We start from the raw sequence: 23,037 nt of genomic DNA, 5'->3' as shown, positions 1-23,037 counted from the left end.
TCAATGAGTGTTACATTAACGTTTGACGCCGCAAGGCGGAAAACCTATCGCGAGTCCGGCTACTGGGGCGATGCTTCACTGGGCGACTACTGGCGGCAAACCGCACGCGCCGTACCCGATAAAATCGCCGTGGTCGATAATCATGGCGCGTCCTGGACCTACGCCGCGCTCGACTACGCGGCAAGCCGCCTGGCAAACTGGTTACTGTCTCAGGGGATTCAACCGGGCGATCGCGTGGCCTTTCAGCTTCCGGGCTGGTGTGAGTTTACCCTCATTTATCTGGCCTGCCTGAAAACGGGCGCGGTATCTGTCCCGCTACTTCCCGCCTGGCGAGAAGCAGAGCTGGTTTGGGTGCTGAACAAATGTCAGGCTAAAATATTCTTCGCCCCCACCGTATTCAAACAGAATCGTCCGGTCGATCTTATCCTTCCGCTACAAAATCAACTGCGCCATCTGACGCATATTGTCGGCGTGGATAAACTGGCGCCTGCCACCACAGCGCTTGCGCTTAGTCAAATCATCGACCGCAGCGAACCGTTGCAGTCAGACATTAACATTCACGGTGATGAACTGGCGGCAGTGCTGTTTACCTCCGGCACAGAAGGAATGCCGAAAGGGGTGATGTTGACCCACAATAATATTCTTGCCAGTGAACGGGCGTATTGCGCGCGGTTGAATTTAACCTGGCAAGATGTGTTCCTGATGCCTGCGCCACTGGGCCACGCCACCGGATTTTTACACGGCGTCACCGCGCCCTTTTTAATCGGGGCGCGTAGCGTATTGCTGGACATCTTTACCCCAGAAGCCTGCCTTACCTTATTAGCGCAGCAACGCTGTACCTGTATGTCAGGCGCGACGCCGTTTATTTACGATCTGCTTTGTGCCGTTGAGCAACAGCCTGCCGACCTCTCCTCACTGCGATTCTTTTTATGCGGCGGCACGACTATTCCCAAAAAGGTTGCCCGCGACTGCCAGCAGCGCGGTATCAAATTATTGAGTATTTACGGTTCTACAGAAAGTTCTCCACACTCGATGGTTAATCTGGGTGATTCGGTTTCACGCATGATGAATACCGATGGTTATGCCGCCACCGGTGTAGAAATTAAAATCGTGGATGAAGATCGCAATACGCTTCCAGCAGGCCACGAAGGCGAAGAAGCCTCGCGCGGGCCAAACGTTTTTATGGGATACCTGGACGAGCCGGAACTTACCGCCCGCGCACTGGATAATGAAGGCTGGTATTACAGCGGCGACCTCTGCCGCATGGATGAAGACGGTTATATCAAAATTACCGGGCGCAAAAAGGATATTATTATACGTGGAGGTGAAAATATCAGCAGTCGCGAAGTCGAAGATATTTTGCTACAGCACCCTCGCATACACGATGCTTGCGTCGTTGCTATGCCTGATGAACGCTTAGGCGAACGTTCATGCGCGTATGTGGTCTTAAAACCGCCGCACCTTTCGCTGACGCTGGAAGAGGTGATCGCTTTTTTCAGTCGAAAACGGGTAGCGAAGTATAAATATCCGGAACGGATCGTCATCGTGGAAAAACTGCCCAGAACCGCCTCTGGCAAAGTACAGAAGTTTCTGTTGCGGCAGGATATTATTGAGCGGCTGCGCAAGGAGCACACCGCGGTATAAATTGCCGGATGGCGACGTTAACGCCGCCATCCGGTATCACACTACTTCTTCAGTTCCGCCAGACTCAGCCAGGTCTGAACCACGGTGTCCGGGTTCAGCGACAGGCTGTCGATCCCCTCTTCCATCAGCCAGGCGGCAAAGTCTTCATGGTCGGACGGGCCCTGGCCGCAAATTCCAACATATTTGCCCTGTTTTTTCGCCGCGCGGATCGCCATCGACAGCAGCGCTTTCACCGCGTCGTTACGCTCGTCAAACAGTTCAGACACTACGCCGGAATCGCGATCCAGCCCCAGCGCCAGCTGCGTCATGTCGTTAGAACCAATCGAGAAGCCATCAAAATACTCGAGGAACTGTTCAGCCAGCAAGGCATTGGACGGGATCTCGCACATCATGATGATCTTCAGCCCGTTCTCGCCGCGTTTAAGCCCCTGGCGCGCCAGCTCTTCGATGACCGCTTTCGCCTGGTCGACCGTCCGCACGAACGGGATCATGATTTCGACGTTGGTAAGGCCCATATCGTTGCGCACGCGTTTCACCGCTTCGCATTCCAGCGCAAAACAATCGCGGAAACTTTCTGCGACGTAACGGCCCGCGCCGCGGAAGCCCAGCATCGGGTTTTCTTCATGCGGCTCATAACGTTCGCCGCCGACCAGGTTGGCGTATTCGTTGGACTTAAAGTCAGACAGGCGAACGATAACGCGTTTCGGGTAGAAGGCGGCGCCTAACGTCGCGATCCCTTCCGTCAGTCGACCAACGTAAAATTCACGCGGCGAGTCAAACCCTTTCATCATCTCACGAATGTCGTTTTGCAGTGCGGCATCCTGGTCGTCAAACTCCAGCAGCGCGCGCGGGTGAACGCCAATCATACGGTTAATGATGAATTCCAGTCGCGCCAGACCTACGCCTTCATTCGGCAGGCAGGCAAAGTCAAATGCCCTGTCCGGGTTGCCGACGTTCATCATGACCTTCAGCGGTAGCTCTGGCATGGTATCTACGCTGGAGCTTTTTACGCTGAAATCCAGCATGTCGGCATACACATAACCGGTATCACCTTCTGCGCAGGAGACGGTTACTTTTTCGCCATCTTCCATGCGTTCGGTGGCGTCGCCGCAGCCGACTACCGCCGGAATGCCCAATTCGCGGGCGATAATCGCCGCGTGACAGGTGCGCCCGCCACGGTTAGTGACAATCGCCGCCGCTTTTTTCATGATCGGTTCCCAGTCCGGGTCGGTCATATCGGTGACAAGCACATCGCCAGGCTCAATACGGTTCATTTCGCCGATATCGTGAATAACTTTTACCGTACCTGCGCCGATACGATGCCCAATGGCACGACCTTCGGCAATGATTTTCCCCTGCGCATGTAGCGTATAACGCTCCATCACCTGGCCACGAGAGCGCACGGTTTCCGGACGTGCCTGCACAATAAAGAGCTTACCGGTATGACCGTCTTTCGCCCATTCGATATCCATCGGACGACCATAGTGCTGCTCAATCTGCACCGCTTGTTTCGCCAGTTCCTGCACTTCTTCGTTGGTGAGCGAGAAAATGTCGCGCTGTTCCTGCGGCACATCCTCAATCTTCACTTGCTTACCGTGCTCCTGGGTGGCGGCGTAAACCATGCGGATTTTTTTCGACCCCATGGTGCGGCGTACGATGGCCGGACGGCCTGCCGCCAGGGTTGGCTTATGGACATAAAATTCATCCGGGTTAACCGCGCCCTGCACCACCATTTCACCCAGTCCCCATGCCGAGGTGATAAAGACCACCTGGTCAAAGCCGGATTCGGTATCGATAGAGAACATCACCCCTGACGAGGCGAGATCGGAGCGAACCATCCGCTGCACGCCAGCGGAAAGCGCTACGCCGCGATGATCATATCCCTGGTGAACGCGATAAGAGATGGCGCGATCGTTAAACAGAGAAGCAAATACGTGTTTCACTGCCACCAGTACCGCATCGAAGCCCTGAACGTTAAGAAACGTTTCCTGTTGGCCCGCAAACGAAGCATCTGGCATATCTTCCGCCGTGGCGGAGGAACGCACGGCAAAAGAGGCATTTTCATCATCCGACGAAAGCTGTGCATAGGCATCGCGGATGGCGTTTTCCAGCTCCGGCTGGAAAGGAGTGTCGATAATCCACTGGCGGATCTGCGCGCCCGCTTTCGCCAGCTGGGAGACATCATCAATATCTGTCTTATCCAGCAGCTCATAAATGCGCTGGTTTACGCCGCTTTGATCCAAAAACTGGTTAAACGCATCGGCAGTGGTTGCAAAACCATTCGGAACGGATACGCCCATGCCGGAAAGGTTAGTAATCATTTCACCCAGGGAGGCATTTTTGCCCCCAACTCTGTCTACATCATTCATGCCGAGTTGGTTATACCAAAGCACCAGCGGTGACGAGCCATTGTTGGACATCGAACAATCCTTTTGTGATAAATGAACGAGTTTAAGAAACACATAGTTGCGTATTTATCCTGGCATACTTAAACCCGCGAAAAAAACGGTGAATCGTTCAAGCAAATTTATTTTTTCATTTTTTCAGATTGTTTACGTAGTTGCGCAAACCCGCGCATAGCACGGCATTCCCTTAATCACCCCCGGTATAAACTGCGTTTCCAGGAAATGAAACACACTTTTCATTAATTATAAAAAGTGCCTGTCATTTTATAAAATAAGCGACAAGTTATACGTTTCCCGTTACTTTTAATTTATGCTTTCAGATAATTATGTTTACTCTTCAGGATGAACAGAATGGATAATGTTGTTGATCGCCATGTTTTCTATATTTCTGATGGTACCGCCATCACCGCCGAGGTCCTGGGTCACGCGGTTATGTCGCAGTTTCCGGTGACGATCAGCAGCATCACGCTGCCATTCGTGGAAAACGAAAGTCGCGCCCGCGCCGTCAAAGACCAAATTGACGCCATTTATCAGCAAACCGGCGTTCGTCCGCTGGTGTTTTACTCGATTGTTTTACCTGAAATTCGCGCCATCATCTTACAGAGCGAAGGTTTCTGCCAGGATATCGTCCAGGCGCTGGTGGCGCCGCTTCAGCAGGAGATGAAACTGGATCCGACGCCGATCGCTCATCGTACTCATGGGCTTAATCCGGGTAACCTGAACAAGTATGACGCCCGTATTGCCGCTATCGATTATACCCTGGCGCATGATGATGGCATTTCATTGCGTAACCTCGATCAGGCCCAGGTCATTTTACTTGGCGTTTCGCGCTGTGGAAAAACGCCCACCAGCCTCTATCTGGCAATGCAATTCGGTATTCGTGCGGCTAACTACCCTTTCATCGCCGATGATATGGATAATTTGACGCTGCCCACATCGTTAAAACCGCTACAACATAAACTGTTCGGCCTGACAATTGACCCTGAACGCCTGGCGGCAATTCGCGAAGAACGCCGTGAAAACAGTCGCTATGCCTCGTTGCGTCAGTGCCGCATGGAAGTGGCGGAGGTCGAAGCGCTGTATCGTAAAAATCAGATCCCCTGCCTGAACAGCACCAATTATTCCGTTGAAGAGATAGCCACCAAAATTCTCGACATTATGGGGCTTAACCGCAGGATGTACTAGCAAACTAGTTTAATGGGTTGGTTTTTGTTATCATGCCGTTCTGCCTGCGAGGTGTGACACGCCTCGCACTTGAAATCAGCAGGGATTGGTTTATCGTGATGCCCATCACTTCCCGGTAGTCCTGCCGTTGAAGCAACAAATTTCTGAGACTTGTAATGAACAGAACCGACGAACTCCGTACTGCGCGTATCGACAGCCTGGTAACACCAACCGAACTCGCGCAGCGGTATCCTGTATCGTCCTCCGTCGCCAGTCACGTTACCGACTCCCGACGCCGGATAGAAAAGATTTTAAATGGTGAAGATCCACGGCTACTGGTCGTCATTGGCCCCTGTTCGATTCACGATCTGAATGCTGCCATGGAATACGCGACGCAGCTCCAGGCGCAACGCCAAAAGCATCAGGCGCGTCTGGAGATCGTCATGCGCACCTATTTTGAAAAACCGCGCACCGTTGTGGGATGGAAAGGCCTGATTTCCGATCCCGACTTGAATGGAAGTTACCGCGTCAATTATGGGCTTGAACTGGCGCGTCGCTTGCTATTGCAGGTGAACGAACTGGGAGTACCGACCGCCACAGAATTTCTTGATATGGTCACCGGCCAGTTTATTGCCGATCTGATCAGTTGGGGAGCGATTGGCGCGCGTACCACCGAAAGCCAAATCCATCGGGAAATGGCTTCTGCGCTCTCTTGTCCGGTCGGCTTTAAAAATGGTACGGATGGCAATACTCGCATTGCCGTTGACGCTATTCGCGCCTCCCGCGCCAGCCATATGTTTCTCTCGCCGGATAAAGACGGACAGATGACTATCTACCAGACGAGTGGCAACCCGTATGGGCACATCATCATGCGCGGCGGTAAAAAACCGAACTACCACGCTGAAGATATTGCCGCCGCCTGCGACACGTTGCATGAATTTGATCTGCCGGAACATCTGGTCGTCGACTTCAGCCACGGCAACTGTCAAAAACAGCATCGCCGCCAGTTAGAGGTATGTGATGATATTTGCCAGCAGATTCGTAATGGCTCCACGGCAATTGCCGGGATTATGGCAGAGAGTTTTTTACGGGAAGGCACGCAAAAAATTATCAGCGGTCAACCATTAATCTATGGTCAGTCCATTACCGATCCCTGCCTGAACTGGGAAGATACGGAAGTTCTGTTGGAAAAACTTGCCGCGGCGGTAGACAGCCGCTTTTAATAGCTCGCCCATCCTGCCGGGATGGGCGTTTCTTTGATGCGTTACCCACCCTTTTCTCTACGCGCGCGTATATCACTCCACAGAATTAGCACTTGCTGTTATCGCATTAATTATTGATAATAATAATCATTGTGAGTTTGATTATTAATAAATAACATGTCGCGTATGGATAACACCGAGCTGCCTCACCCTAAGGAAATAGACAATGAAACGCTTCTCCCTGCCGCTGAACGGCGCGTCAACAGTCAGGCGCTATTAGGTCCGGACGGCAAAGTCATTATCGATCACAACGGTCAGGAGTATCTGTTGCGCAAAACTCAGGCCGGTAAGCTACTGTTAACCAAATAGCGCTCCCGCCAGCAGACGATTCTGCTGGCATCTGGCTAACTTGAACAACTGACCTCCAGCCGCTTTCCCCACTCCGGCGGTCGGCTGGCATAGTCATCATCTCGATCGGTAAAAGGTTGACGTAAAACTTCATGCAACCGATGCAGTTCCGCCATGTCTCCTTGTTCAGCCGCATCTATCGCGCGTTGCGCCAGCCAGTTGCGCAACACAATCGCAGGATTCACGCGTTGCATCTGCTGTTGGCGCAGCGCGTCATCCACCGCCTCTGTGCGCAATCGCGCCCGGTAGCGGTCGAACCAGGCATCGAACGCCCCGCGATCGATAAACGTATCCCGCAACGGCGAGGAAGCGCTCTGTTGCTCCGTATGGCTTAACATCCGAAATGTACGGGTATAGTCACTCCCTTCGCGCGCCATCAGACTAAACAATTCATTCAGTAAAGCGTTATCGTCTTTTTGCTCGGTAAAGAAGCCCAGCTTCTGGCGCATTCGCTGCCCATAGTGCGTTAACAACGCGTCCTGGTAGCGATCCAGCGCTCTGTTTAACGCGTCGATCTCAATAAAAGGGGTTAACGTCTGCGCCAGACGTTGTAAATTCCACAGCGCCACCGACGGTTGATTATCGAAGCGGTAACGTCCCTGATGGTCGGAATGGTTACCAATGAAGCCGGGATCGTAGTCATCGAGAAAACCAAAGGGGCCATAGTCGATGGTCAGCCCCAGAATCGACATGTTATCCGTATTCATAACGCCGTGCGAAAAACCGACGGTTTGCCACTCGGCGATGAGTCTTCCGGTACGCGCCGCCACCTCTTCAAACCACAAAGCATATTTTTCCGGGACATCCTGCCATTGCGGCCAGTAATGACGAATAGCGAAATCAGCCAGTTGCTGAACTTTTTCCGGCTCACGGCGGTAGTAGAAATGTTCGAAATGACCAAAACGCATATGACTTTGCGCCAGACGCATTAACATCGCGCCCGTTTCCTGCGTCTCTCGCTGAACCGGCGTATCGCTGGCTACGATAGATAACGCGCGCGTAGTGGGAATACCCAGATAATGCATGGCTTCGCTGGCAAGACTTTCTCGTATGGTTGAACGCAGGACGGCGCGTCCATCCCCCATTCGCGAATAGGGTGTTAATCCGGCGCCTTTCAGATGCCAGTCGAGGGTCGAGCCATCCGCCAGGAGCTGTTCGCCCAGCAAAATACCGCGTCCGTCGCCGAGTTGTCCCGCCCAGATGCCGAACTGATGCCCGCTATATACCTGCGCGACAGGCGACATACCGGGTAATAAGGTTTCGCCGCCCCAAACGCCAGCGCCATTGGTAGCGTCAAATAACGAAGCGGGAATGGCTAACTGCTGCGCCAGTTCGTCGTTATACCAAATCAGTCGCGCATTTTTTAACGGTGTGGGTAAAAGCGCGGTATACGTTGCTGGCAATTCATCGCGCCAACGGGCAGTAAAAGACAGGGTCATAGGGCCTCCTGTCTTCAGTGTAGACGGTTAATCACCGGTTAAACACCGGCAAACAGAAAGGTTATCGCTGAACGAGTTTAATGAGCTGGCTTACCGGCACCGGAGGCCATAGTCCGCCCTGGAATGCGCTAAACCCCAATGGCGCTGCGCGCGCAAACATCGCCTCAGTATCAATACCGGCAATCATCAGCGACTCGCAGCTGGAGGAGATCTGGGCAACGATAGCGTGCATGAATGGTTCGAATGAGATCATTTCAGCTCGCTGCTGAATAAAATTTTTATCCAACATGACTCGTTTGAAAAGCCCATCGAAAATAGCTTTAGTCGACGCCTCGCCTGCCCCAAAATTTGCCAGCATTAATGGGAAATGCATTGCCAGATTAGCTAACGTTTCATTGTTTTTGCCCTGGTTTAACCCAGGATAATTCTCATTTATAGCTAATTCAAGAAACGGAAAGCGCGCTGCCCGGGAAAAAAGTTCGCTATCTAATAATAATAAGTCACTAATTGCAGGCGGTAAATTAAGCCATGCAATAAGTTTATGCTGAATAAAAAAGTGCTGACAGGTTTCTAACAACGCAAGTTTTTCAACAAACAGACAGTATTGTTCCTCCACCGAAAGGCGAGGCGCTACCAACTCAGTCGGCATTCGCACGGCGCCGTCTTCAGCGGCAAACGTTGCAATAATCTCTAAACCAACAAGCCGAGCATTTTCATCCATGACGGGAAGGAAAAAGAGTTCGGAATGGTAAAGCTCATCAAGTGAAGCAATCATTACGCCAGTCCCATGGTTAGGGCGCTATTCGCCATCCAGTCACTACGGACGGAAACAGACGTAACTTCAGATACTAATTGAAGCGTCATCATTTTTCTTGTTTACCGGTAAACCGGTTCCTTTTTTTAACTTACTCTGATTATAAACCAATATCCAATGTTGTACTTTTAACAGGGCGTGAACACGCCCGTTTTTAATAAAAGTACGTTTGTAAATGCTACGGTTATATCATTATATATGATGACAACAGATGTCATAAGTTCAACCGGCGATATGTTAAAAATAGACTATAAAATTTATATCGTCTGCGAGGTTAAATTCGCCGTGCCTGCCAGAAGTTTTTTCGCCAGTACACATTATCCAGCGATGAACGCATCACGCCACGACTGGTAGAGGCATGAATAAACTCATTATTTGTATCGTAAATACCAACATGTAAACCACTTTCGCCCGAACCGGTTTTAAAGAAAACCAAATCTCCGGGCAGCAATTCATCTTTATCGATTCTGGTGCCGATTTTTGATTGTTCACGCGTATCACGAGGCAACTGCAAATCAAACTTGTCGCGCATAGTGACTACCACAAAGCCGGAACAGTCCACGCCTCTGCGACTCATGCCGCCGTAACGGTATGGCGTACCGCGCCAGGACTGCAACTGATCGTTCAGACCCGCAATGACGGTAATGGAGTCTGATAATCTGGCATTTGGCGCCGGTGCCCGATGAGTACTGCATCCTGCCAGGAACAATGCTGTGATAACAAGAAGCCAAAAACGCATGCCGCAACAATCCTCTGTTTTTATTTTGGTATTAATTTAGCGTCGAAATTACCTGCTTTTCAAGAAACGATTTTACTTAAGTGGCCGAAATGAGCATTGGATGCCCCTCGACGTCGAGTCGTCGAAAGCGCAGACCGTAGGCTTGCGCCAGATAAGAGGGGGTGAGCACCTCTTCCCGGCGGCCGCAGGCAATGAGTTTACCGCGCTTTAGTAACCAGGCTTTATGCGCATGGCGCAGCGTGTGGTTCAGATCGTGGCTACTCATCACAATCGCGATCCCTGCCTGACACAAATGATGTAATACCCGATCCAGAGCGTTTTGTTGCGCAACATCGAGACTGTTCATCGGCTCATCAAGCAGCAATAATTGACCGACCGGATTAGCGTCGGGATGAATTTGTAGTACAACGGCAGCAAGGCGAACACGCTGCCACTCGCCACCGGAAAGCTGATTCACGCTTCGCCCCAGTTTGTCGCCCAGTCCAAGCATATCGGCCACCTCGTTAAGCTGCCCGGTTCGCGTTTTATCAGGTTGATGCAATGTCAGGTAATGCCAGACCGGCATGGCGAACGGCGGATTTTGCTGTTGCGCAAGATAAGCGCGGTGTTGGGCAAGCGTTGCCGTCGCCCATGCCTCCAGCGGCGCTCCGCCAAACCTGATGCTCCCCTCGCCGGAGGTTAACCCCGCCATACGCGCCAGCAGCGTGCTTTTTCCGGCGCCGTTCGGCCCGACAAGATGAAGGATCTCTCCTGCGCTTACTTCGCCGGAAAGCGGCCCCAGGCGGGTGCTCTCGGCGACGTCCTTTAATTGCATCAATTGAGACATTATTTTGCCAACGCGATTTTTATGCTTTCCATCACAATAGGATCTTCAGGCGTCATATCCGGCGAAAAACGCTGTACCACCTGACCATCCCGGCCTACCAAAAATTTTTCAAAATTCCACAGAATATCATCCGGATAGAGTGGCGTACGCCCTTTGCTTACCATCCGTTCGTAAAAGCCGCTCTTCTCCGGCGCGACTGCCGTTGGCGCAGCGGCTATCAGTTTTTGATACAGCGGATGGCGCGCGTCGCCATTCACATCAATTTTACTGAACATCGGGAACGTGACGCCCCAGGTGCTGGCGCAATAGGTTTTAATCTCCTCTTCGCTGCCTGGCTCCTGCCCCATAAACTGGTTGCAGGGAAAACCCAACACGACAAACCCCTGATCTGCCCACGCCTTCTGGATATTTTCCAACTGTTCATATTGCGGCGTCAGGCCACATCTGGAGGCGACGTTTACAATGAGCAGCACTTTTCCGGCGTATTTTTCAAGTGTAGTGACCTCTCCATCAATCGTCGTAACGTGAGTATTAAGAAGCGAGTTTTGCATGGTGTCTCCCTGATGTCGGTAGAATAGCGGGTTTCATCGTTAGCCTTTAATCATAGACTGCGAATGATGAAAGCAGTTGTTTACCGATGCGCTAACGCGCGGATTTGAGCAGCAGCCAGATAAACACTGGCGCCCCCAATGTGGCGGTGACCACCCCGATAGGCAGTTCAGCCGACGCCAGCGCCAGTCGGGCGACCACATCAGCCAATAGCAGGGCGATAGCCCCGGCCAGCGCGCAGCCGGGAAGTAAAACCCGGTGATCGGTTAAACCACATAAGCGCAGGATGTGCGGAATAACCAGACCGATAAAACCAATCGCCCCCGCCATCGCCACGCTGACGCCCACCATCCAGCCAGTGGCGACGACCAACAAATTGCGCCAGAACCACAGCGGCAGGCCAAGCTGCCGCGCCGAGGTTTCCCCTAGCGCCAGCATATTCAGCGGTTGCGACTGGCAACATATCCAGATCAGTACTGGGATGAGCGCAATCATTAGCCAGCTCTGCTGCCAGTCAACGCCGCCAAATCCTCCCATCATCCAGTACATTAATTGCCGCAGATCGAAAGAGGTGGAAAAATAGATAGCCCACGTCATCAGCGCGCTACAGATAATGCCCAGCGCGACGCCCGCCAACAACAAGCGGCTGGTAGAGAGATGGCGGCGCGCAAAACGCAGCAGGATTAACGTAATAATGAGCGCGCCGGCTATAGCGCACAGTCCCAGCGCCCATCCTGGCAGTTGCCCCTGCCCCAGTAAGACGGCGGCAATAAGCCCAACACCGGCCCCATTCGAAACGCCGAGCAGACCCGGTTCAGCAAGTGGGTTTTCAAACAGCGCCTGCATCACAGCACCCGATAGCGCCAGCGCAGCGCCAACCAGCAATACCGCAAGCGTGCGGGGAAGGCGAATTTGCCAGACAAACAGTTCCCCCCGGGCGCTTAACCAGTCACCGGGGGCAATCCACTGTTCGCCTGCGCATAAGCTCAGAAGTGTAGCCAGTAGCACCAGCAGTGACAGGCTCAGAAGCCAGCGAACGTTTCGTCGCTGTTGTTGGCGGGCAAAAGTCAGCATGTTATCCATTCAGCTGAAAAGAGGTAGCGTGATTTTACGGTGGGTATCCTTTACTTGAAAGAAAAAAGGCCGCAATGCGGCCTTTTTAGTTATACGGGTCATCTTTCAGGCTGACAGATACGCTGTCATCCCGCTGATCTACTTTCGGGATGGCAGCGTATCTGCCGCAATACACCCTGATGGATGTTATGCCTGGATCTGATTACTCTTCTTTGGGCGAAGCGTTTTCGACCCGGCTCTTTAACTTCTGCCCGGGTCTGAAGGTCACCACGCGCCGTGCTGTAATAGGAATATCTTCACCCGTTTTCGGGTTACGCCCCGGACGTTGATTTTTATCACGCAGATCGAAGTTACCAAAACCAGAGAGTTTCACCTGCTCACCGTTTTCCAGAGCACGACGGATCTCTTCGAAAAACAGTTCAACCAGTTCTTTGGCATCCCGCTTGCTAAGCCCAAGCTTATCAAACAGATATTCTGACATTTCAGCTTTTGTAAGCGCCATAGGTTCAATCCCTCAATGATGCCTGGAATCGCTCTTTTAATGCCTCTACACATTTGGCGACGGTAGCGGCAATCTCCTCTTCTTCGAGTGTACGGTTGGTATCCTGAAGGATCAGGCTGATAGCGAGGCTCTTATAACCCTCCGCAACACCCTTACCGCGGTACACGTCAAATAAGTTTACGCCAACTACCTGATTTACGCCAACTTTCTTACATTCGGATAAAATATCCGCTGCGGGAACGTTTTCTGCAACAACAACCGCAATATCGCGACGGTTAGCCGGGAAGCGTGAAATCTCCCGCGCCTGCGGCACGATACGGTCTGCGAGCTTATTCCATTCCAGTTCAAACACCAGCGTACGACCATTCAGATCCAGTTTACGTTCCAGTTCAGGGTGAACAACCCCAATAAAACCAATACGTTCATCTTTCAGATAAATCGCCGCAGACTGTCCCGGATGCAGAGCCGGATTCATCTCCGCCTTAAACTGGATATCACCCAGTTTGCCGGTTAAATCCAGTACTGCTTCCAGATCGCCTTTCAAATCATAGAAATCAACGGTCTCTTTTGCCAGGTTCCAGTGCTCATCATAGCGGTTACCGCAAATCACGCCAGCCAGCATCAGATCCTGTCGAATACCCAGATTGGCTTGTGTATCCGGAACGAAACGTAAACCGGTTTCAAAAATACGCACGCGATTCTGCTGACGGTTTTGGTTATAGACCACCGTCGCCAACAATCCGCTCCACAGAGACAGACGCATCGCCGACATCTCAACGGAGATAGGGTTTGGCAGCAGCAGCGCTTCTGCGCCTGGATGGATGAGCTGTTGTACTTTAGGATCGACAAAGCTATAGGTAATCACTTCCTGATAGCCTTTGTCGTTAAGCATGGTTTTAACCCGCTTCAACGACAGATCGGCTTCACGGTGCGTCCCCATGATTAAACCGGCCTGGATTGGCTCGTCCGGAATATTGTTATAGCCGTAAACGCGGGCCACCTCTTCCACCAGATCTTCTTCAATCTCCATATCGAAACGCCAGGTCGGCGCCACGGCTTTCCACTCGTCCTGCCCTTCGGTCACTTCACAGCCCAGACGACGCAGAATATCACTGACCTGCTCATCCGCAATATGATGCCCGATCAGGCGATCCAGTTTACTGCGACGCAGAGTAATGGTGGCGCGTTTCGGCAACGTTGCTTCGTTGCTCACATCAATTATCGGACCCGCATCACCGCCACAGATATCAAGAAGCAGACGAGTAGCGCGCTCTATCGCTTTATATTGCAGCGCCGGGTCCACCCCGCGCTCGTAGCGGTGAGACGCATCGGTATGCAGACCGTGGCGGCGAGCGCGACCGGTGATAGACAGCGGATTAAAGTACGCACATTCCAGCAGCACATTTTGCGTTTCGCCGTTCACGCCGGAATGTTCGCCGCCAAAAATACCGGCTATCCCCAGCGCCTTATGGTGATCGGCGATCACCAGCGTGTCCGCATTTAACGTTGCTTCGCTACCGTCCAGCAGGACGACGGTTTCACCCTCTTTTGCCATCCGCACGACAATACCGCCATCAATGCGATCTTTATCGAAAGCATGCATTGGCTGACCCAGTTCGAGCAGCACATAGTTCGTGACGTCAACCACCGCATCGATGGAGCGAATACCGCAGCGACGCAGTTTCTCTTTCATCCACAGCGGCGTCGGCGCGTTAACATTGATACCTTTTACCACCCGGCCAAGATAGCGTGGACACGCATCAGCGGCCTCTACTGTAATCGGCAGCGTATCGCTGATGGTTGCCGTAACCGGCGCCATTTCAGGCTCCTGGAGCGGCGCTTTGTTCAGTACCGCCACATCGCGCGCAACGCCGATGATACCTAAGCAATCCGCACGGTTCGGCGTGACGCTAATTTCGATGGTATTGTCGTCAAGCTTCAGGTATTCACGGATATCGGTACCCAGCGGCGCATCCGCCGGCAGTTCGATAATGCCGCTGTGATCGTCGGAAATCCCCAGTTCGGAGAAGGAGCACAGCATCCCTTCAGACGGTTCGCCGCGCAGTTTTGCCGCTTTAATTTTGAAATCGCCCGGCAGAATAGCGCCAATGGTGGCCACCGCTACTTTCAACCCCTGACGACAGTTTGGCGCGCCGCAGACGATATCCAACAGGCGTTCTCCGCCGACGTTGACTTTCGTTACACGCAATTTGTCAGCGTTCGGATGCTGGGCGCACTCAACCACTTCCCCAACCACAACGCCATTGAAGCTTCCCGCGACCGGCTCAACGCCGTCTACTTCCAGGCCAGCCATCGTAATCTGGTTAGCCAACGCATCGCTATCAATTGCCGGGTTAACCCACTCGCGTAACCACAGTTCGCTGAATTTCATTGTTTTATCCTGCCTTTATTTAAACTGTTTGAGGAAACGCAGATCGTTTTCGAAGAATGAACGCAGGTCGGTGACGCCATAACGCAACATGGTCAGACGTTCCATCCCCATACCAAAAGCGAAGCCAGAATAGATTTCCGGATCGATACCGACATTACGCAGCACATTCGGATGTACCATCCCGCAGCCCAGCACTTCCAGCCATTTGCCGTTTTTCCCCATCACATCCACTTCTGCAGAAGGTTCGGTAAACGGAAAATAAGAAGGACGGAAGCGAATCTGCAGATCCTCCTCAAAGAAATTACGCAGGAAGTCGTGCAGCGTACCTTTGAGGTTGGTGAAGCTGATGTTGGTATCAACAATCAGACCTTCCATCTGATGGAACATCGGAGTATGCGTCTGGTCGTAGTCATTACGGTATACACGGCCCGGCGCAATAATACGGATCGGCGGTTGCTGCGCTTTCATCGTCCGGATCTGGACGCCAGACGTCTGGGTCCGCAGCAAACGGGTCGCGTCAAACCAGAAGGTATCATGATCGGCGCGGGCCGGGTGATGACCCGGAATGTTTAACGCATCGAAGTTATGGTAGTCATCTTCGATTTCCGGGCCAGTCGCCACGGTAAAACCAAGCTCGCCGAAGAAACTTTCAATACGGTCAATGGTACGCGTGACCGGATGCAGACCGCCGTTCTCAATACGGCGCCCCGGCAGGGAGATATCGATGGTTTCAGCGGCCAGACGGGCGTTAAGCGCTGCGCTTTCCAGCTCGGCTTTACGCGCGTTAAGAGCCTGTTGTACCTGCTCTTTCGCGGCGTTAATGACTGCCCCGGCTGCCGGACGCTCTTCCGGCGGCAGATCGCGTAGGGTCGTCATCTGAAGGGTTAAATGCCCTTTCTTGCCCAAATATTCGACGCGTACATTGTCTAACGCGGCAACATCTGACGCCTGGTTAATGGCGGCCGCTGCATTGGCAACCAGCTCTGCGAGATGTGACATGGTTTTCCTCATTGTGTCGGTGAAGACACCGGTTCATTGGACGTAATCTCTCGATTTCAGATACAAAAAAAGCCTCCATCAGGAGGCTTTTTTGCGCTGTTTTTCGTTTCGTTTTTCACGCGCTAGCCTCCTGGAATCAGGTGCTAAAGTAAAAAAAGAAACGGAAAATAGCAGCGTTCATGCTTGCGTTACCTTATGTGGTAAAACCGAATATCCTTTATTGAAAAGGGTTACAGGTCAATTGTCAACTCACTGAACAGTAAATAAAAGAGAGGGAGCCAGGCTCCCTCTTTTCACTGGCTTATGCCAGAGCTGCTTTCGCTTTTTCAACCAGCGCGGTGAACGCGACTTTGTCGAATACGGCGATATCAGCCAGGATCTTACGGTCGATTTCAACAGAGGCTTTTTTCAGGCCGTTGATGAATTTGCTGTAAGAAATACCGTTCTGACGTGCTGCTGCGTTGATACGCGCAATCCACAGTTGACGGAACTGACGCTTACGTTGACGACGGTCACGGTAAGCATACTGACCAGCTTTGATAACTGCCTGGAAGGCAACGCGGTATACGCGAGAACGCGCACCGTAGTAGCCTTTGGCTTGTTTCAAAATTTTCTTGTGACGTGCGCGTGCAATTACACCACGTTTTACGCGAGCCATATGTGCTCTCCTGTATCTATTCTAATTAAAAAGTTAAAAACGTTAACGGCTTATGCGTACGGCAGGCACGCGATAACCAGGCCCAGATCGCCTTTAGAAACCATGGCTTTCGGACGCAGGTGACGTTTACGTTTAGTCGCTTTTTTGGTCAGAATGTGACGCAGGTTAGCGTGCTTGTGCTTAAAACCACCTTTACCGGTTTTTTTGAAGCGCTTAGCAGCACCGCGTACGGTCTTAATTTTTGGCATTTTAATAACTTCCACTTCGCATTGTTAATAAACGAAACATAGGCGAACAAAGCCTGTGAAGCCCGAAGGCTTCACAGAATTGTTACTTGAAGGCCTTACTGTTTCTTCTTAGGAGCAAGCACCATGATCATCTGACGGCCTTCGATCTTCGTTGGGAAGGATTCGACCACTGCCAGTTCTTGCAAATCGTCTTTCACGCGATTAAGCACTTCCATACCGATTTGCTGGTGGGCCATTTCACGGCCGCGGAAACGCAGCGTGATCTTGGCCTTATCGCCCTCTTCGAGAAAGCGAATCAGGCTGCGGAGTTTTACCTGATAGTCGCCTTCATCTGTCCCAGGACGGAATTTAATTTCCTTCACCTGGATAACTTTTTGCTTTTTCTTCTGTTCCTTAGAAGACTTACTCTTTTCATAGAGGAATTTGCCGTAATCCATTATACGACAAACCGGCGGCTCGGCGTTAGGGCTGATTTCGACTAAGTCTACTCCGGCTTCTTCAGCTTTTTCCAGAGCTTCTCTCAGACTCACAATACCAAGCTGCTCGCCTTCCAGACCTGTTAAGCGAACTTCTTGCGCGCGAATTTCGCTATTAATACGATTCGGACGCGCCGTTTGAACTCGTTTTCCGCCTTTAATACTTTATTCCTCCAGTTGTTGAAGACTGCGGCTGCGAATCTCTTGTTGCAGCTTCTCAATCACGTCATTTACGTCCAGACTGCCCAGGTCTTTACCGCGGCGGGTGCGAACGGCAACTTTGCCTGCTTCCACCTCTTTATCACCACAGACCAACATATAAGGGACACGACGTAAAGTGTGCTCGCGGATTTTAAAGCCAATCTTCTCATTTCTCAAGTCTGCTTTTACACGAATGCCCGCATTTTGTAGTTTCTGCGTCAATTCGTTAACGTATTCAGACTGCGAATCGGTAATATTCATCACGACTACCTGAACCGGCGCAAGCCAGGTTGGGAAGAAACCAGCGAACTCTTCGGTCAGGATACCGATGAAGCGCTCCATCGACCCAAGAATCGCACGGTGAATCATTACCGGCACCTTACGCTCGTTGTCTTCGCCTACATAGGAGGCGCTCAGACGAGACGGTAAGGAGAAGTCCAGCTGTACTGTACCGCACTGCCATGCACGATCGAGGCAGTCATATAAGGTAAATTCAATTTTCGGACCGTAGAATGCGCCTTCACCCAGTTGATACTCAAACGGGATATTATTTTCTTCCAGCGCAACCGCCAGATCCGCCTCAGCACGATCCCACATCTCATCGCTGCCGATACGCTTGTCAGGACGAGTGGAAAGCTTGACGACGATCTTCTCGAAGCCAAAGGTGCTGTACATATCGTAGACCATACGAATACAAGCGTTAACTTCATCGCGGATCTGCTCTTCGGTGCAGAAGATATGCGCATCATCCTGCGTAAAGCCGCGTACGCGCATCAGACCATGCAGCGCGCCTGATGGCTCGTTACGGTGGCAGCTACCGAATTCCGCCATACGCAGCGGCAAATCACGATAGGATTTCAGACCCTGGTTAAAGATCTGAACGTGGCCCGGGCAGTTCATCGGCTTGATGCAATATTCGCGGTTTTCTGAGGACGTGGTGAACATCGCATCTTTATAGTTGTCCCAGTGCCCGGTTTTTTCCCACAGCACACGGTCCATCATGAACGGGCCTTTAACTTCTTGATACTGGTACTCTTTGAGTTTAGAACGAACAAAGACCTCCAGCTCGCGGAAGATAGTCCAGCCGTCGTTATGCCAGAACACCATGCCCGGCGCTTCTTCCTGCATATGATACAGGTCGAGCTGCTTACCAATTTTACGGTGGTCGCGTTTTGCGGCCTCTTCCAGGCGCTGCAGATAAGCGTTCAGGGCTTTTTTATCTGCCCATGCCGTACCGTAAATACGCTGCAGCATCTTATTATTGCTGTCACCGCGCCAGTATGCGCCAGCAGTTTTCATCAGTTTAAAGTGATGGCAGAAACGCATATTCGGCACGTGCGGACCACGACACATGTCGACATATTCTTCATGATGGTACAAGCCTGGCTTATCATCATGGGCGATATTTTCATCAAGAATAGCGACTTTGTAAGTCTCGCCGCGCTTCACGAAGGTTTCGCGCGCGTCATGCCAGCTCACCTTTTTCTTGATAACGTCGTAATTTTTCTCGGCGAGCTCATGCATCCGCTTTTCGAGCGCTTCGACATCTTCCTGAGTTAGCGTGCGGTCAAGATCAACGTCATAGTAAAAACCGTTGTCGACAACCGGGCCGATCGCCATTTTCGTGTGCGGCCAAAGTTGCTTGATTGCGTGACCTAACAGATGCGCGCAAGAGTGACGAATGATCTCCAGACCCTCTTCATCTTTTGCGGTGATGATGGCAAGCGTCGCATCATTTTCAATCAGATCGCAAGCATCAACCAGCTCGCCATTCACACGGCCCGCAATGGTGGCTTTCGCCAGGCCAGGACCAATGTCCAGAGCAACATCCATCGGGCTTACAGGGTGGTCATAATGGCGTTGGCTGCCATCAGGAAGAGTAATAACAGGCATGTAATATCCTTATTTGCAGTGGTGACCCATACGCAAGATCACATACAAAGAGAAAATGAATTTATTGACAGTGAGTTGTGTATCCATCTAGCCAACCATTGCTAAATTGGCGCACAACCTTCGACACAAACGAAAATCGCTATTTTCGTCCGGCATGACGATGGTAACACTAAAAAAAGGGAGATTGCATCACTCTGTAGCAAATCAAGAGCCTTGACAGGATTTCTCCGTTATCTTTCTACGCGCCGTATAGCGCTTCTCATCGACAACCTAACTTCTGCGCCAGACTCCCCTTTGTCGTTTTCACCTCGCTGGCTACCGCTTCAGGCAAGGCAGACCACAGCGTCAGCACTGGCTTCGTTTTATGTTCGATAGCCTCCACGGTAACCTGATAGTCGCAAAAATTCGCCGAACGGGGTGTATTCTGATCCATAATAAACGCAGCGTAATTTCCTTCACTTTTTGACGGCGCCGTTCCGGTGAATAAAACCTTCCAGTACCCGCTGGGAATTTCTACCGTCGCATCTTCTGGCAATGTGGCGATATGCCGCTCAAAAAGGGGGCCGGTCACTACGTGCACTACAGATACATCAGCCTGTTTGGCAAGTTCGCGCACCCGGTTTTCCAGTGCAGCCCATGCTCCCTGATTCAGGGCGGATTTCTGCGGCGTAATATTCGATAAATAATTTAACGACGGCCAGTCCGATACGCCGCCCAATCCTGCCAACGGGGCCTGGTGTCCCCTGTCGACTTTTAATAGCGTATGGGCATTTTTATAGGCCGAAGGGGCCAACGTATCCGAGGGCGGTAAATCGGGGTCCTGCGCCCAGTTCCGCGGACGACCGCTTGCCTGGCTGGTTTTTGTCACACTATAGGCAACCCAGTTGGCAAATTTCGTGGCGCTATTATTATTGAGCGTATAGACATGGCGATAGATTGTTTGTTGACTTCCTCCTTGAGGACAGCCAACGCTACAGTTATCAGGTTGCTGAACGAGTACGTTACGATGGGGTAACTCGGGTGCCGATATTATATCCTGGGGAGGATACGATGTAGTACATGCGCTTAATAATACTACGGGCAGTAATTTTAGCAGATTAATGGTTTTATTCACTTTTTCTTCCTTAATAATAACTACCCTAATAATTCAGATGGCAATAATTTGTTATATTACCCTACCAGCCGTTAGATGCGCTCATCATTAAAGACAACACTATCACGGTAAAAATTAATAACAGATAAACATCGAAGCCATCATAGAAAATGAGCTCAAAAGAATACAACGTGATATTCATATTGATACCAAAAAACATCGTATTATATGCATAATCGTGAAGCCAATAATTTCTCGCACTCAGATAGCGAATGAAAAATGGATATTCAATAATATCTGGCGCGTGTTTTTTAACACCATTTTTCAACATTAAGGCAACGTATCCTCTCAATGACTCGCTGCTGGCAGGAGTTTAGTTATATTTAAATATTCAATAAGCACTGCGCATCATGCGGCTGTGCTTATTACTTTGTAAAAATAAGAGTATTCACTTTCATATTCAGGGGTAAAAAGTGAACAAATACAGCTATTGCGCAACGATGATTGCCGCCATACTCAGTACGACCACAATGGCCAATGCCAGTAGCCTTGCTATTTCAGTGGCGAATGATGATGCAGGTATATTTCAACCATCCTTAAATGCCCTTTATGGGCACCCGGCTGCAGACCGGGGTGATTATACTGCCGGGCTCTTTTTAGGCTACAGCCACGATCTCACTGACGCCAGTCAACTCTCTTTTCATATCGCGCAAGATATTTATTCTCCATCAGGCGCCAATAAGAGAAAGCCTGAAGCCGTCAAAGGCGACCGCGCGTTCAGCGCCTTTCTTCATACCGGACTGGAGTGGAATTCATTAGCCACCAATTGGTTACGTTATCGTTTAGGTACCGATATCGGCGTTATTGGTCCTGACGCAGGCGGTCAGGAGGTTCAGAATCGGGCGCATCGAATAATAGGCGCAGAAAAATACCCTGCCTGGCAGGATCAAATTGAAAACCGTTATGGTTACACGGCAAAAGGAATGGTCTCCCTTACGCCAGCTATTGATATTCTGGGTGTCAATGTGGGCTTCTATCCAGAAGTCTCTGCTGTCGGCGGCAATCTCTTCCAGTATTTGGGGTACGGCGCAACCGTTGCGCTGGGAAATGATAAGACCTTCAACTCTGATAATGGGTTTGGGTTATTGTCCCGCCGAGGGTTAATACACACTCAAAAAGAGGGATTGATCTATAAAGTATTTGCTGGCGTTGAGCGCAGGGAAGTTGATAAAAACTACACGTTACAGGGGAAAACGCTGCAAACAAAAATGGAAACGGTGGATATTAATAAAACCGTGGATGAATATCGCGTCGGTGCCACCATCGGCTATTCTCCCGTCGCATTCTCTCTTTCTTTAAACAAAGTCACGTCGGAATTTCGCACCGGAGACGACTATTCTTATATCAACGGCGACATCACCTTCTTCTTCTGAGGCGTCACCACGGAATAACCGGGTTACGTAACGTAACCCGGCGCAATATTACATCTTATAGCCCAGCGTTACCGTAGTGCGGCGATCGGTATGTTCAGGCGCTGATTCAGGCGGCTGCGAGTTCCACGTTAAATTATACCCCACCTTTAGACCAAAATGTTCGTTAATGGCGACATTGAGGGCTGTTTCCGAATTTAGTGTGGTGTCTTCTGCGCCAAATACTGACACCCCCTGTGTAAACTTAGCATTGTCAGTTAACTGCCAGGCATAGCTGCCGGAAGCATAACCCAACGGCTGCGTTTCAGTAGTATCGTCCGTATGTTCGTCATAGCGAACCCCAGGACCGAATTCAAAACGGAAGCTGTGCACTGGACCATTAAGGAACTGCCGCCCGTAACCGGCGGTCAGTACGTCGCGCTGACGATAACCGTTGAAACGGTCTGTCAGCCAACTGGCCTGGCCAAAGGCATAATCATAATCCGTCATATTAAAACGGTTACGCGCGCCTACCGCATATTTTTCTGAAGAGCGTTCATCATTAGAGGAGGTATTGCTGGCATTGCCCCATAATGACCAGGCGGTACGTTGTCCATACCAGGTCATCGCCGTGTCAGCCGTTAAGGAAGAACTTTTAGTATTGCCTGACTGAGCAAGGTAGCCCGCATTCAGATTACCTTCAAAAGGTTTTTTCGCGGTGGAGGGATCATCCATGACAGTAAAAACGGAATCATCGGCGGCGGCATACAGAGACGCGAACACGCCACCCGCCAGCATAACTACAGCGGGTACTGCCTTCAAAAGCTTCATTTATATAGAGTCCGTACAACTAAAAAAGAGACCACGACGGTCCCGGAAACTTTCATAGGGATCAATGACAA

The 23,037-nt window shown here is 51.1% G+C and carries 22 protein-coding genes, 1 pseudogene and 1 other annotated feature; of the genes and pseudogenes, 5 read left to right on the top strand and 18 right to left on the bottom strand.

The genetic code is table 11. The features are described from left to right. The first annotated feature begins 3 nt into the window (after positions 1–3). Positions 4–1,644 (top strand): medium-chain fatty-acid--CoA ligase, encoded by a 1,641-nt coding sequence (gene fadK, locus HV477_RS00600; protein WP_001579592.1) that lies wholly within the window; start codon positions 4–6, stop codon positions 1,642–1,644. 41 nt (positions 1,645–1,685) lie between these two features. Here fadK and ppsA read toward each other — a convergent pair whose 3' ends face one another. Beyond that, the gene (ppsA, locus tag HV477_RS00595) at positions 1,686–4,064 is read right to left on the bottom strand and encodes a phosphoenolpyruvate synthase (RefSeq protein ID WP_023137758.1); all 2,379 of its coding nucleotides are present in this window, start codon (positions 4,062–4,064) and stop codon (positions 1,686–1,688) included. 336 nt (positions 4,065–4,400) lie between these two features. Between ppsA and ppsR the strand changes: the two genes are divergently transcribed. The 3 genes from ppsR to hemP all read left to right on the top strand — a co-directional run bounded on the left by ppsR (position 4,401) and on the right by hemP (position 6,784). Beyond that, positions 4,401–5,234, top strand: coding sequence for a posphoenolpyruvate synthetase regulatory kinase/phosphorylase PpsR (gene ppsR / locus HV477_RS00590; protein WP_000370992.1), 834 nt, complete (start codon positions 4,401–4,403; stop codon positions 5,232–5,234). Between the two features lie 155 nt (positions 5,235–5,389). Further along, complete coding sequence (gene aroH, locus HV477_RS00585; protein WP_001082196.1) at positions 5,390–6,436, top strand: 3-deoxy-7-phosphoheptulonate synthase AroH; 1,047 nt, start codon at positions 5,390–5,392, stop codon at positions 6,434–6,436. A gap of 156 nt (positions 6,437–6,592) precedes the next feature. Then, on the top strand, positions 6,593–6,784 hold the full coding sequence (hemP, locus tag HV477_RS00580) for a hemin uptake protein HemP (RefSeq protein WP_000089115.1): 192 nt from the start codon (positions 6,593–6,595) through the stop codon (positions 6,782–6,784). Between the two features lie 35 nt (positions 6,785–6,819). Here hemP and selO read toward each other — a convergent pair whose 3' ends face one another. The 16 genes and pseudogenes from selO to HV477_RS00500 form a co-directional block, all read right to left on the bottom strand. Further along, complete coding sequence (gene selO / locus HV477_RS00575; RefSeq protein WP_079898961.1) at positions 6,820–8,262, bottom strand: protein adenylyltransferase SelO; 1,443 nt, start codon at positions 8,260–8,262, stop codon at positions 6,820–6,822. Between the two features lie 61 nt (positions 8,263–8,323). Then, on the bottom strand, positions 8,324–9,037 hold the full coding sequence (gene ydiV, locus HV477_RS00570) for an anti-FlhDC factor YdiV (RefSeq protein ID WP_000562005.1): 714 nt from the start codon (positions 9,035–9,037) through the stop codon (positions 8,324–8,326). 313 nt (positions 9,038–9,350) lie between these two features. Beyond that, positions 9,351–9,815 carry a C40 family peptidase gene (locus HV477_RS00565; protein ID WP_001213256.1) on the bottom strand — a complete coding sequence of 155 codons (465 nt, stop codon included), beginning with the start codon at positions 9,813–9,815 and terminating at the stop codon, positions 9,351–9,353. 76 nt (positions 9,816–9,891) lie between these two features. After that, complete coding sequence (btuD, locus tag HV477_RS00560; protein ID WP_000080607.1) at positions 9,892–10,641, bottom strand: vitamin B12 ABC transporter ATP-binding protein BtuD; 750 nt, start codon at positions 10,639–10,641, stop codon at positions 9,892–9,894. After that, on the bottom strand, positions 10,641–11,192 hold the full coding sequence (locus HV477_RS00555; RefSeq protein ID WP_001181565.1) for a glutathione peroxidase: 552 nt from the start codon (positions 11,190–11,192) through the stop codon (positions 10,641–10,643). Before HV477_RS00555 ends, btuD begins: the two co-directional genes overlap by 1 nt. Positions 11,193–11,283: 91 nt before the next feature. Beyond that, a complete protein-coding gene (gene btuC, locus HV477_RS00550; RefSeq protein ID WP_000954984.1) occupies positions 11,284–12,264 on the bottom strand; it encodes a vitamin B12 ABC transporter permease BtuC in 981 nt (326 codons plus the stop codon). Positions 12,265–12,466: 202 nt separating this feature from the next. Beyond that, complete coding sequence (gene ihfA, locus HV477_RS00545) at positions 12,467–12,766, bottom strand: integration host factor subunit alpha (protein WP_001229266.1); 300 nt, start codon at positions 12,764–12,766, stop codon at positions 12,467–12,469. Positions 12,767–12,770: 4 nt separating this feature from the next. Continuing rightward, a complete protein-coding gene (gene pheT / locus HV477_RS00540; RefSeq protein WP_000672402.1) occupies positions 12,771–15,158 on the bottom strand; it encodes a phenylalanine--tRNA ligase subunit beta in 2,388 nt (795 codons plus the stop codon). Between the two features lie 15 nt (positions 15,159–15,173). Further along, positions 15,174–16,157 carry a phenylalanine--tRNA ligase subunit alpha gene (pheS, locus tag HV477_RS00535; protein ID WP_000018570.1) on the bottom strand — a complete coding sequence of 328 codons (984 nt, stop codon included), beginning with the start codon at positions 16,155–16,157 and terminating at the stop codon, positions 15,174–15,176. A 62-nt stretch (positions 16,158–16,219) separates the two neighbouring features. Further along, positions 16,220–16,343, bottom strand: a sequence feature (Phe leader region). Then, positions 16,294–16,338: a pheST operon leader peptide PheM gene (pheM, locus tag HV477_RS00530; RefSeq protein WP_001386830.1), complete on the bottom strand. Its 45-nt coding sequence runs from the start codon at positions 16,336–16,338 to the stop codon at positions 16,294–16,296. It overlaps the preceding feature by 45 nt. A gap of 115 nt (positions 16,344–16,458) precedes the next feature. Then, positions 16,459–16,815, bottom strand: a complete 357-nt coding sequence (gene rplT / locus HV477_RS00525) for a 50S ribosomal protein L20 (RefSeq protein WP_000124850.1) — start codon at positions 16,813–16,815, stop codon at positions 16,459–16,461. 50 nt (positions 16,816–16,865) lie between these two features. Then, the gene (rpmI, locus tag HV477_RS00520; protein WP_001124225.1) at positions 16,866–17,063 is read right to left on the bottom strand and encodes a 50S ribosomal protein L35; all 198 of its coding nucleotides are present in this window, start codon (positions 17,061–17,063) and stop codon (positions 16,866–16,868) included. 95 nt (positions 17,064–17,158) lie between these two features. Then, entirely contained in the window at positions 17,159–17,701 is a 543-nt protein-coding gene (infC, locus tag HV477_RS00515) for a translation initiation factor IF-3 (protein ID WP_001574431.1), read from the bottom strand. A gap of 3 nt (positions 17,702–17,704) precedes the next feature. After that, entirely contained in the window at positions 17,705–19,633 is a 1,929-nt protein-coding gene (gene thrS / locus HV477_RS00510; protein ID WP_001144215.1) for a threonine--tRNA ligase, read from the bottom strand. A 259-nt stretch (positions 19,634–19,892) separates the two neighbouring features. Beyond that, positions 19,893–20,747 (bottom strand): DNA/RNA non-specific endonuclease, encoded by an 855-nt coding sequence (locus HV477_RS00505; RefSeq protein WP_001044085.1) that lies wholly within the window; start codon positions 20,745–20,747, stop codon positions 19,893–19,895. Positions 20,748–20,767: 20 nt separating this feature from the next. Continuing rightward, positions 20,768–21,057 (bottom strand): annotated as a pseudogene (locus HV477_RS00500) (hypothetical protein). Between the two features lie 142 nt (positions 21,058–21,199). Between HV477_RS00500 and HV477_RS00495 the strand changes: the two are divergent. Next, positions 21,200–22,159 (top strand): lipid A deacylase LpxR family protein, encoded by a 960-nt coding sequence (locus HV477_RS00495; RefSeq protein ID WP_001046438.1) that lies wholly within the window; start codon positions 21,200–21,202, stop codon positions 22,157–22,159. Positions 22,160–22,207: 48 nt separating this feature from the next. Here the strand turns inward: HV477_RS00495 and HV477_RS00490 are convergent, their stop codons facing one another. After that, on the bottom strand, positions 22,208–22,966 hold the full coding sequence (locus tag HV477_RS00490; protein WP_079808291.1) for a YdiY family protein: 759 nt from the start codon (positions 22,964–22,966) through the stop codon (positions 22,208–22,210). Positions 22,967–23,037 lie beyond the last annotated feature (71 nt).

It is taken from the genome of Salmonella sp. SG203 (genome assembly GCF_013350575.1).
GTDB lineage: Bacteria > Pseudomonadota > Gammaproteobacteria > Enterobacterales > Enterobacteriaceae > Salmonella > Salmonella enterica.
Note: the sequence above shows the minus strand (reverse complement) of the source record. Positions and strands in the feature narration are given on the sequence as shown.

What these genes read in the sequence shown, in the direction of transcription:
- fadK (WP_001579592.1), top strand. Translation starts at nt 4, where the DNA reads ATGAGTGTTACATTAACGTTTGACGCCGCAAGGCGGAAAACCTATCGC.
- ppsA (WP_023137758.1), bottom strand. Translation starts at nt 4,064, where the DNA reads ATGTCCAACAATGGCTCGTCACCGCTGGTGCTTTGGTATAACCAACTC.
- ppsR (WP_000370992.1), top strand. Translation starts at nt 4,401, where the DNA reads ATGGATAATGTTGTTGATCGCCATGTTTTCTATATTTCTGATGGTACC.
- aroH (WP_001082196.1), top strand. Translation starts at nt 5,390, where the DNA reads ATGAACAGAACCGACGAACTCCGTACTGCGCGTATCGACAGCCTGGTA.
- hemP (WP_000089115.1), top strand. Translation starts at nt 6,593, where the DNA reads ATGTCGCGTATGGATAACACCGAGCTGCCTCACCCTAAGGAAATAGAC.
- selO (WP_079898961.1), bottom strand. Translation starts at nt 8,262, where the DNA reads ATGACCCTGTCTTTTACTGCCCGTTGGCGCGATGAATTGCCAGCAACG.
- ydiV (WP_000562005.1), bottom strand. Translation starts at nt 9,037, where the DNA reads ATGATTGCTTCACTTGATGAGCTTTACCATTCCGAACTCTTTTTCCTT.
- HV477_RS00565 (WP_001213256.1), bottom strand. Translation starts at nt 9,815, where the DNA reads ATGCGTTTTTGGCTTCTTGTTATCACAGCATTGTTCCTGGCAGGATGC.
- btuD (WP_000080607.1), bottom strand. Translation starts at nt 10,641, where the DNA reads ATGTCTCAATTGATGCAATTAAAGGACGTCGCCGAGAGCACCCGCCTG.
- HV477_RS00555 (WP_001181565.1), bottom strand. Translation starts at nt 11,192, where the DNA reads ATGCAAAACTCGCTTCTTAATACTCACGTTACGACGATTGATGGAGAG.
- btuC (WP_000954984.1), bottom strand. Translation starts at nt 12,264, where the DNA reads ATGCTGACTTTTGCCCGCCAACAACAGCGACGAAACGTTCGCTGGCTT.
- ihfA (WP_001229266.1), bottom strand. Translation starts at nt 12,766, where the DNA reads ATGGCGCTTACAAAAGCTGAAATGTCAGAATATCTGTTTGATAAGCTT.
- pheT (WP_000672402.1), bottom strand. Translation starts at nt 15,158, where the DNA reads ATGAAATTCAGCGAACTGTGGTTACGCGAGTGGGTTAACCCGGCAATT.
- pheS (WP_000018570.1), bottom strand. Translation starts at nt 16,157, where the DNA reads ATGTCACATCTCGCAGAGCTGGTTGCCAATGCAGCGGCCGCCATTAAC.
- rplT (WP_000124850.1), bottom strand. Translation starts at nt 16,815, where the DNA reads ATGGCTCGCGTAAAACGTGGTGTAATTGCACGCGCACGTCACAAGAAA.
- rpmI (WP_001124225.1), bottom strand. Translation starts at nt 17,063, where the DNA reads ATGCCAAAAATTAAGACCGTACGCGGTGCTGCTAAGCGCTTCAAAAAA.
- thrS (WP_001144215.1), bottom strand. Translation starts at nt 19,633, where the DNA reads ATGCCTGTTATTACTCTTCCTGATGGCAGCCAACGCCATTATGACCAC.
- HV477_RS00490 (WP_079808291.1), bottom strand. Translation starts at nt 22,966, where the DNA reads ATGAAGCTTTTGAAGGCAGTACCCGCTGTAGTTATGCTGGCGGGTGGC.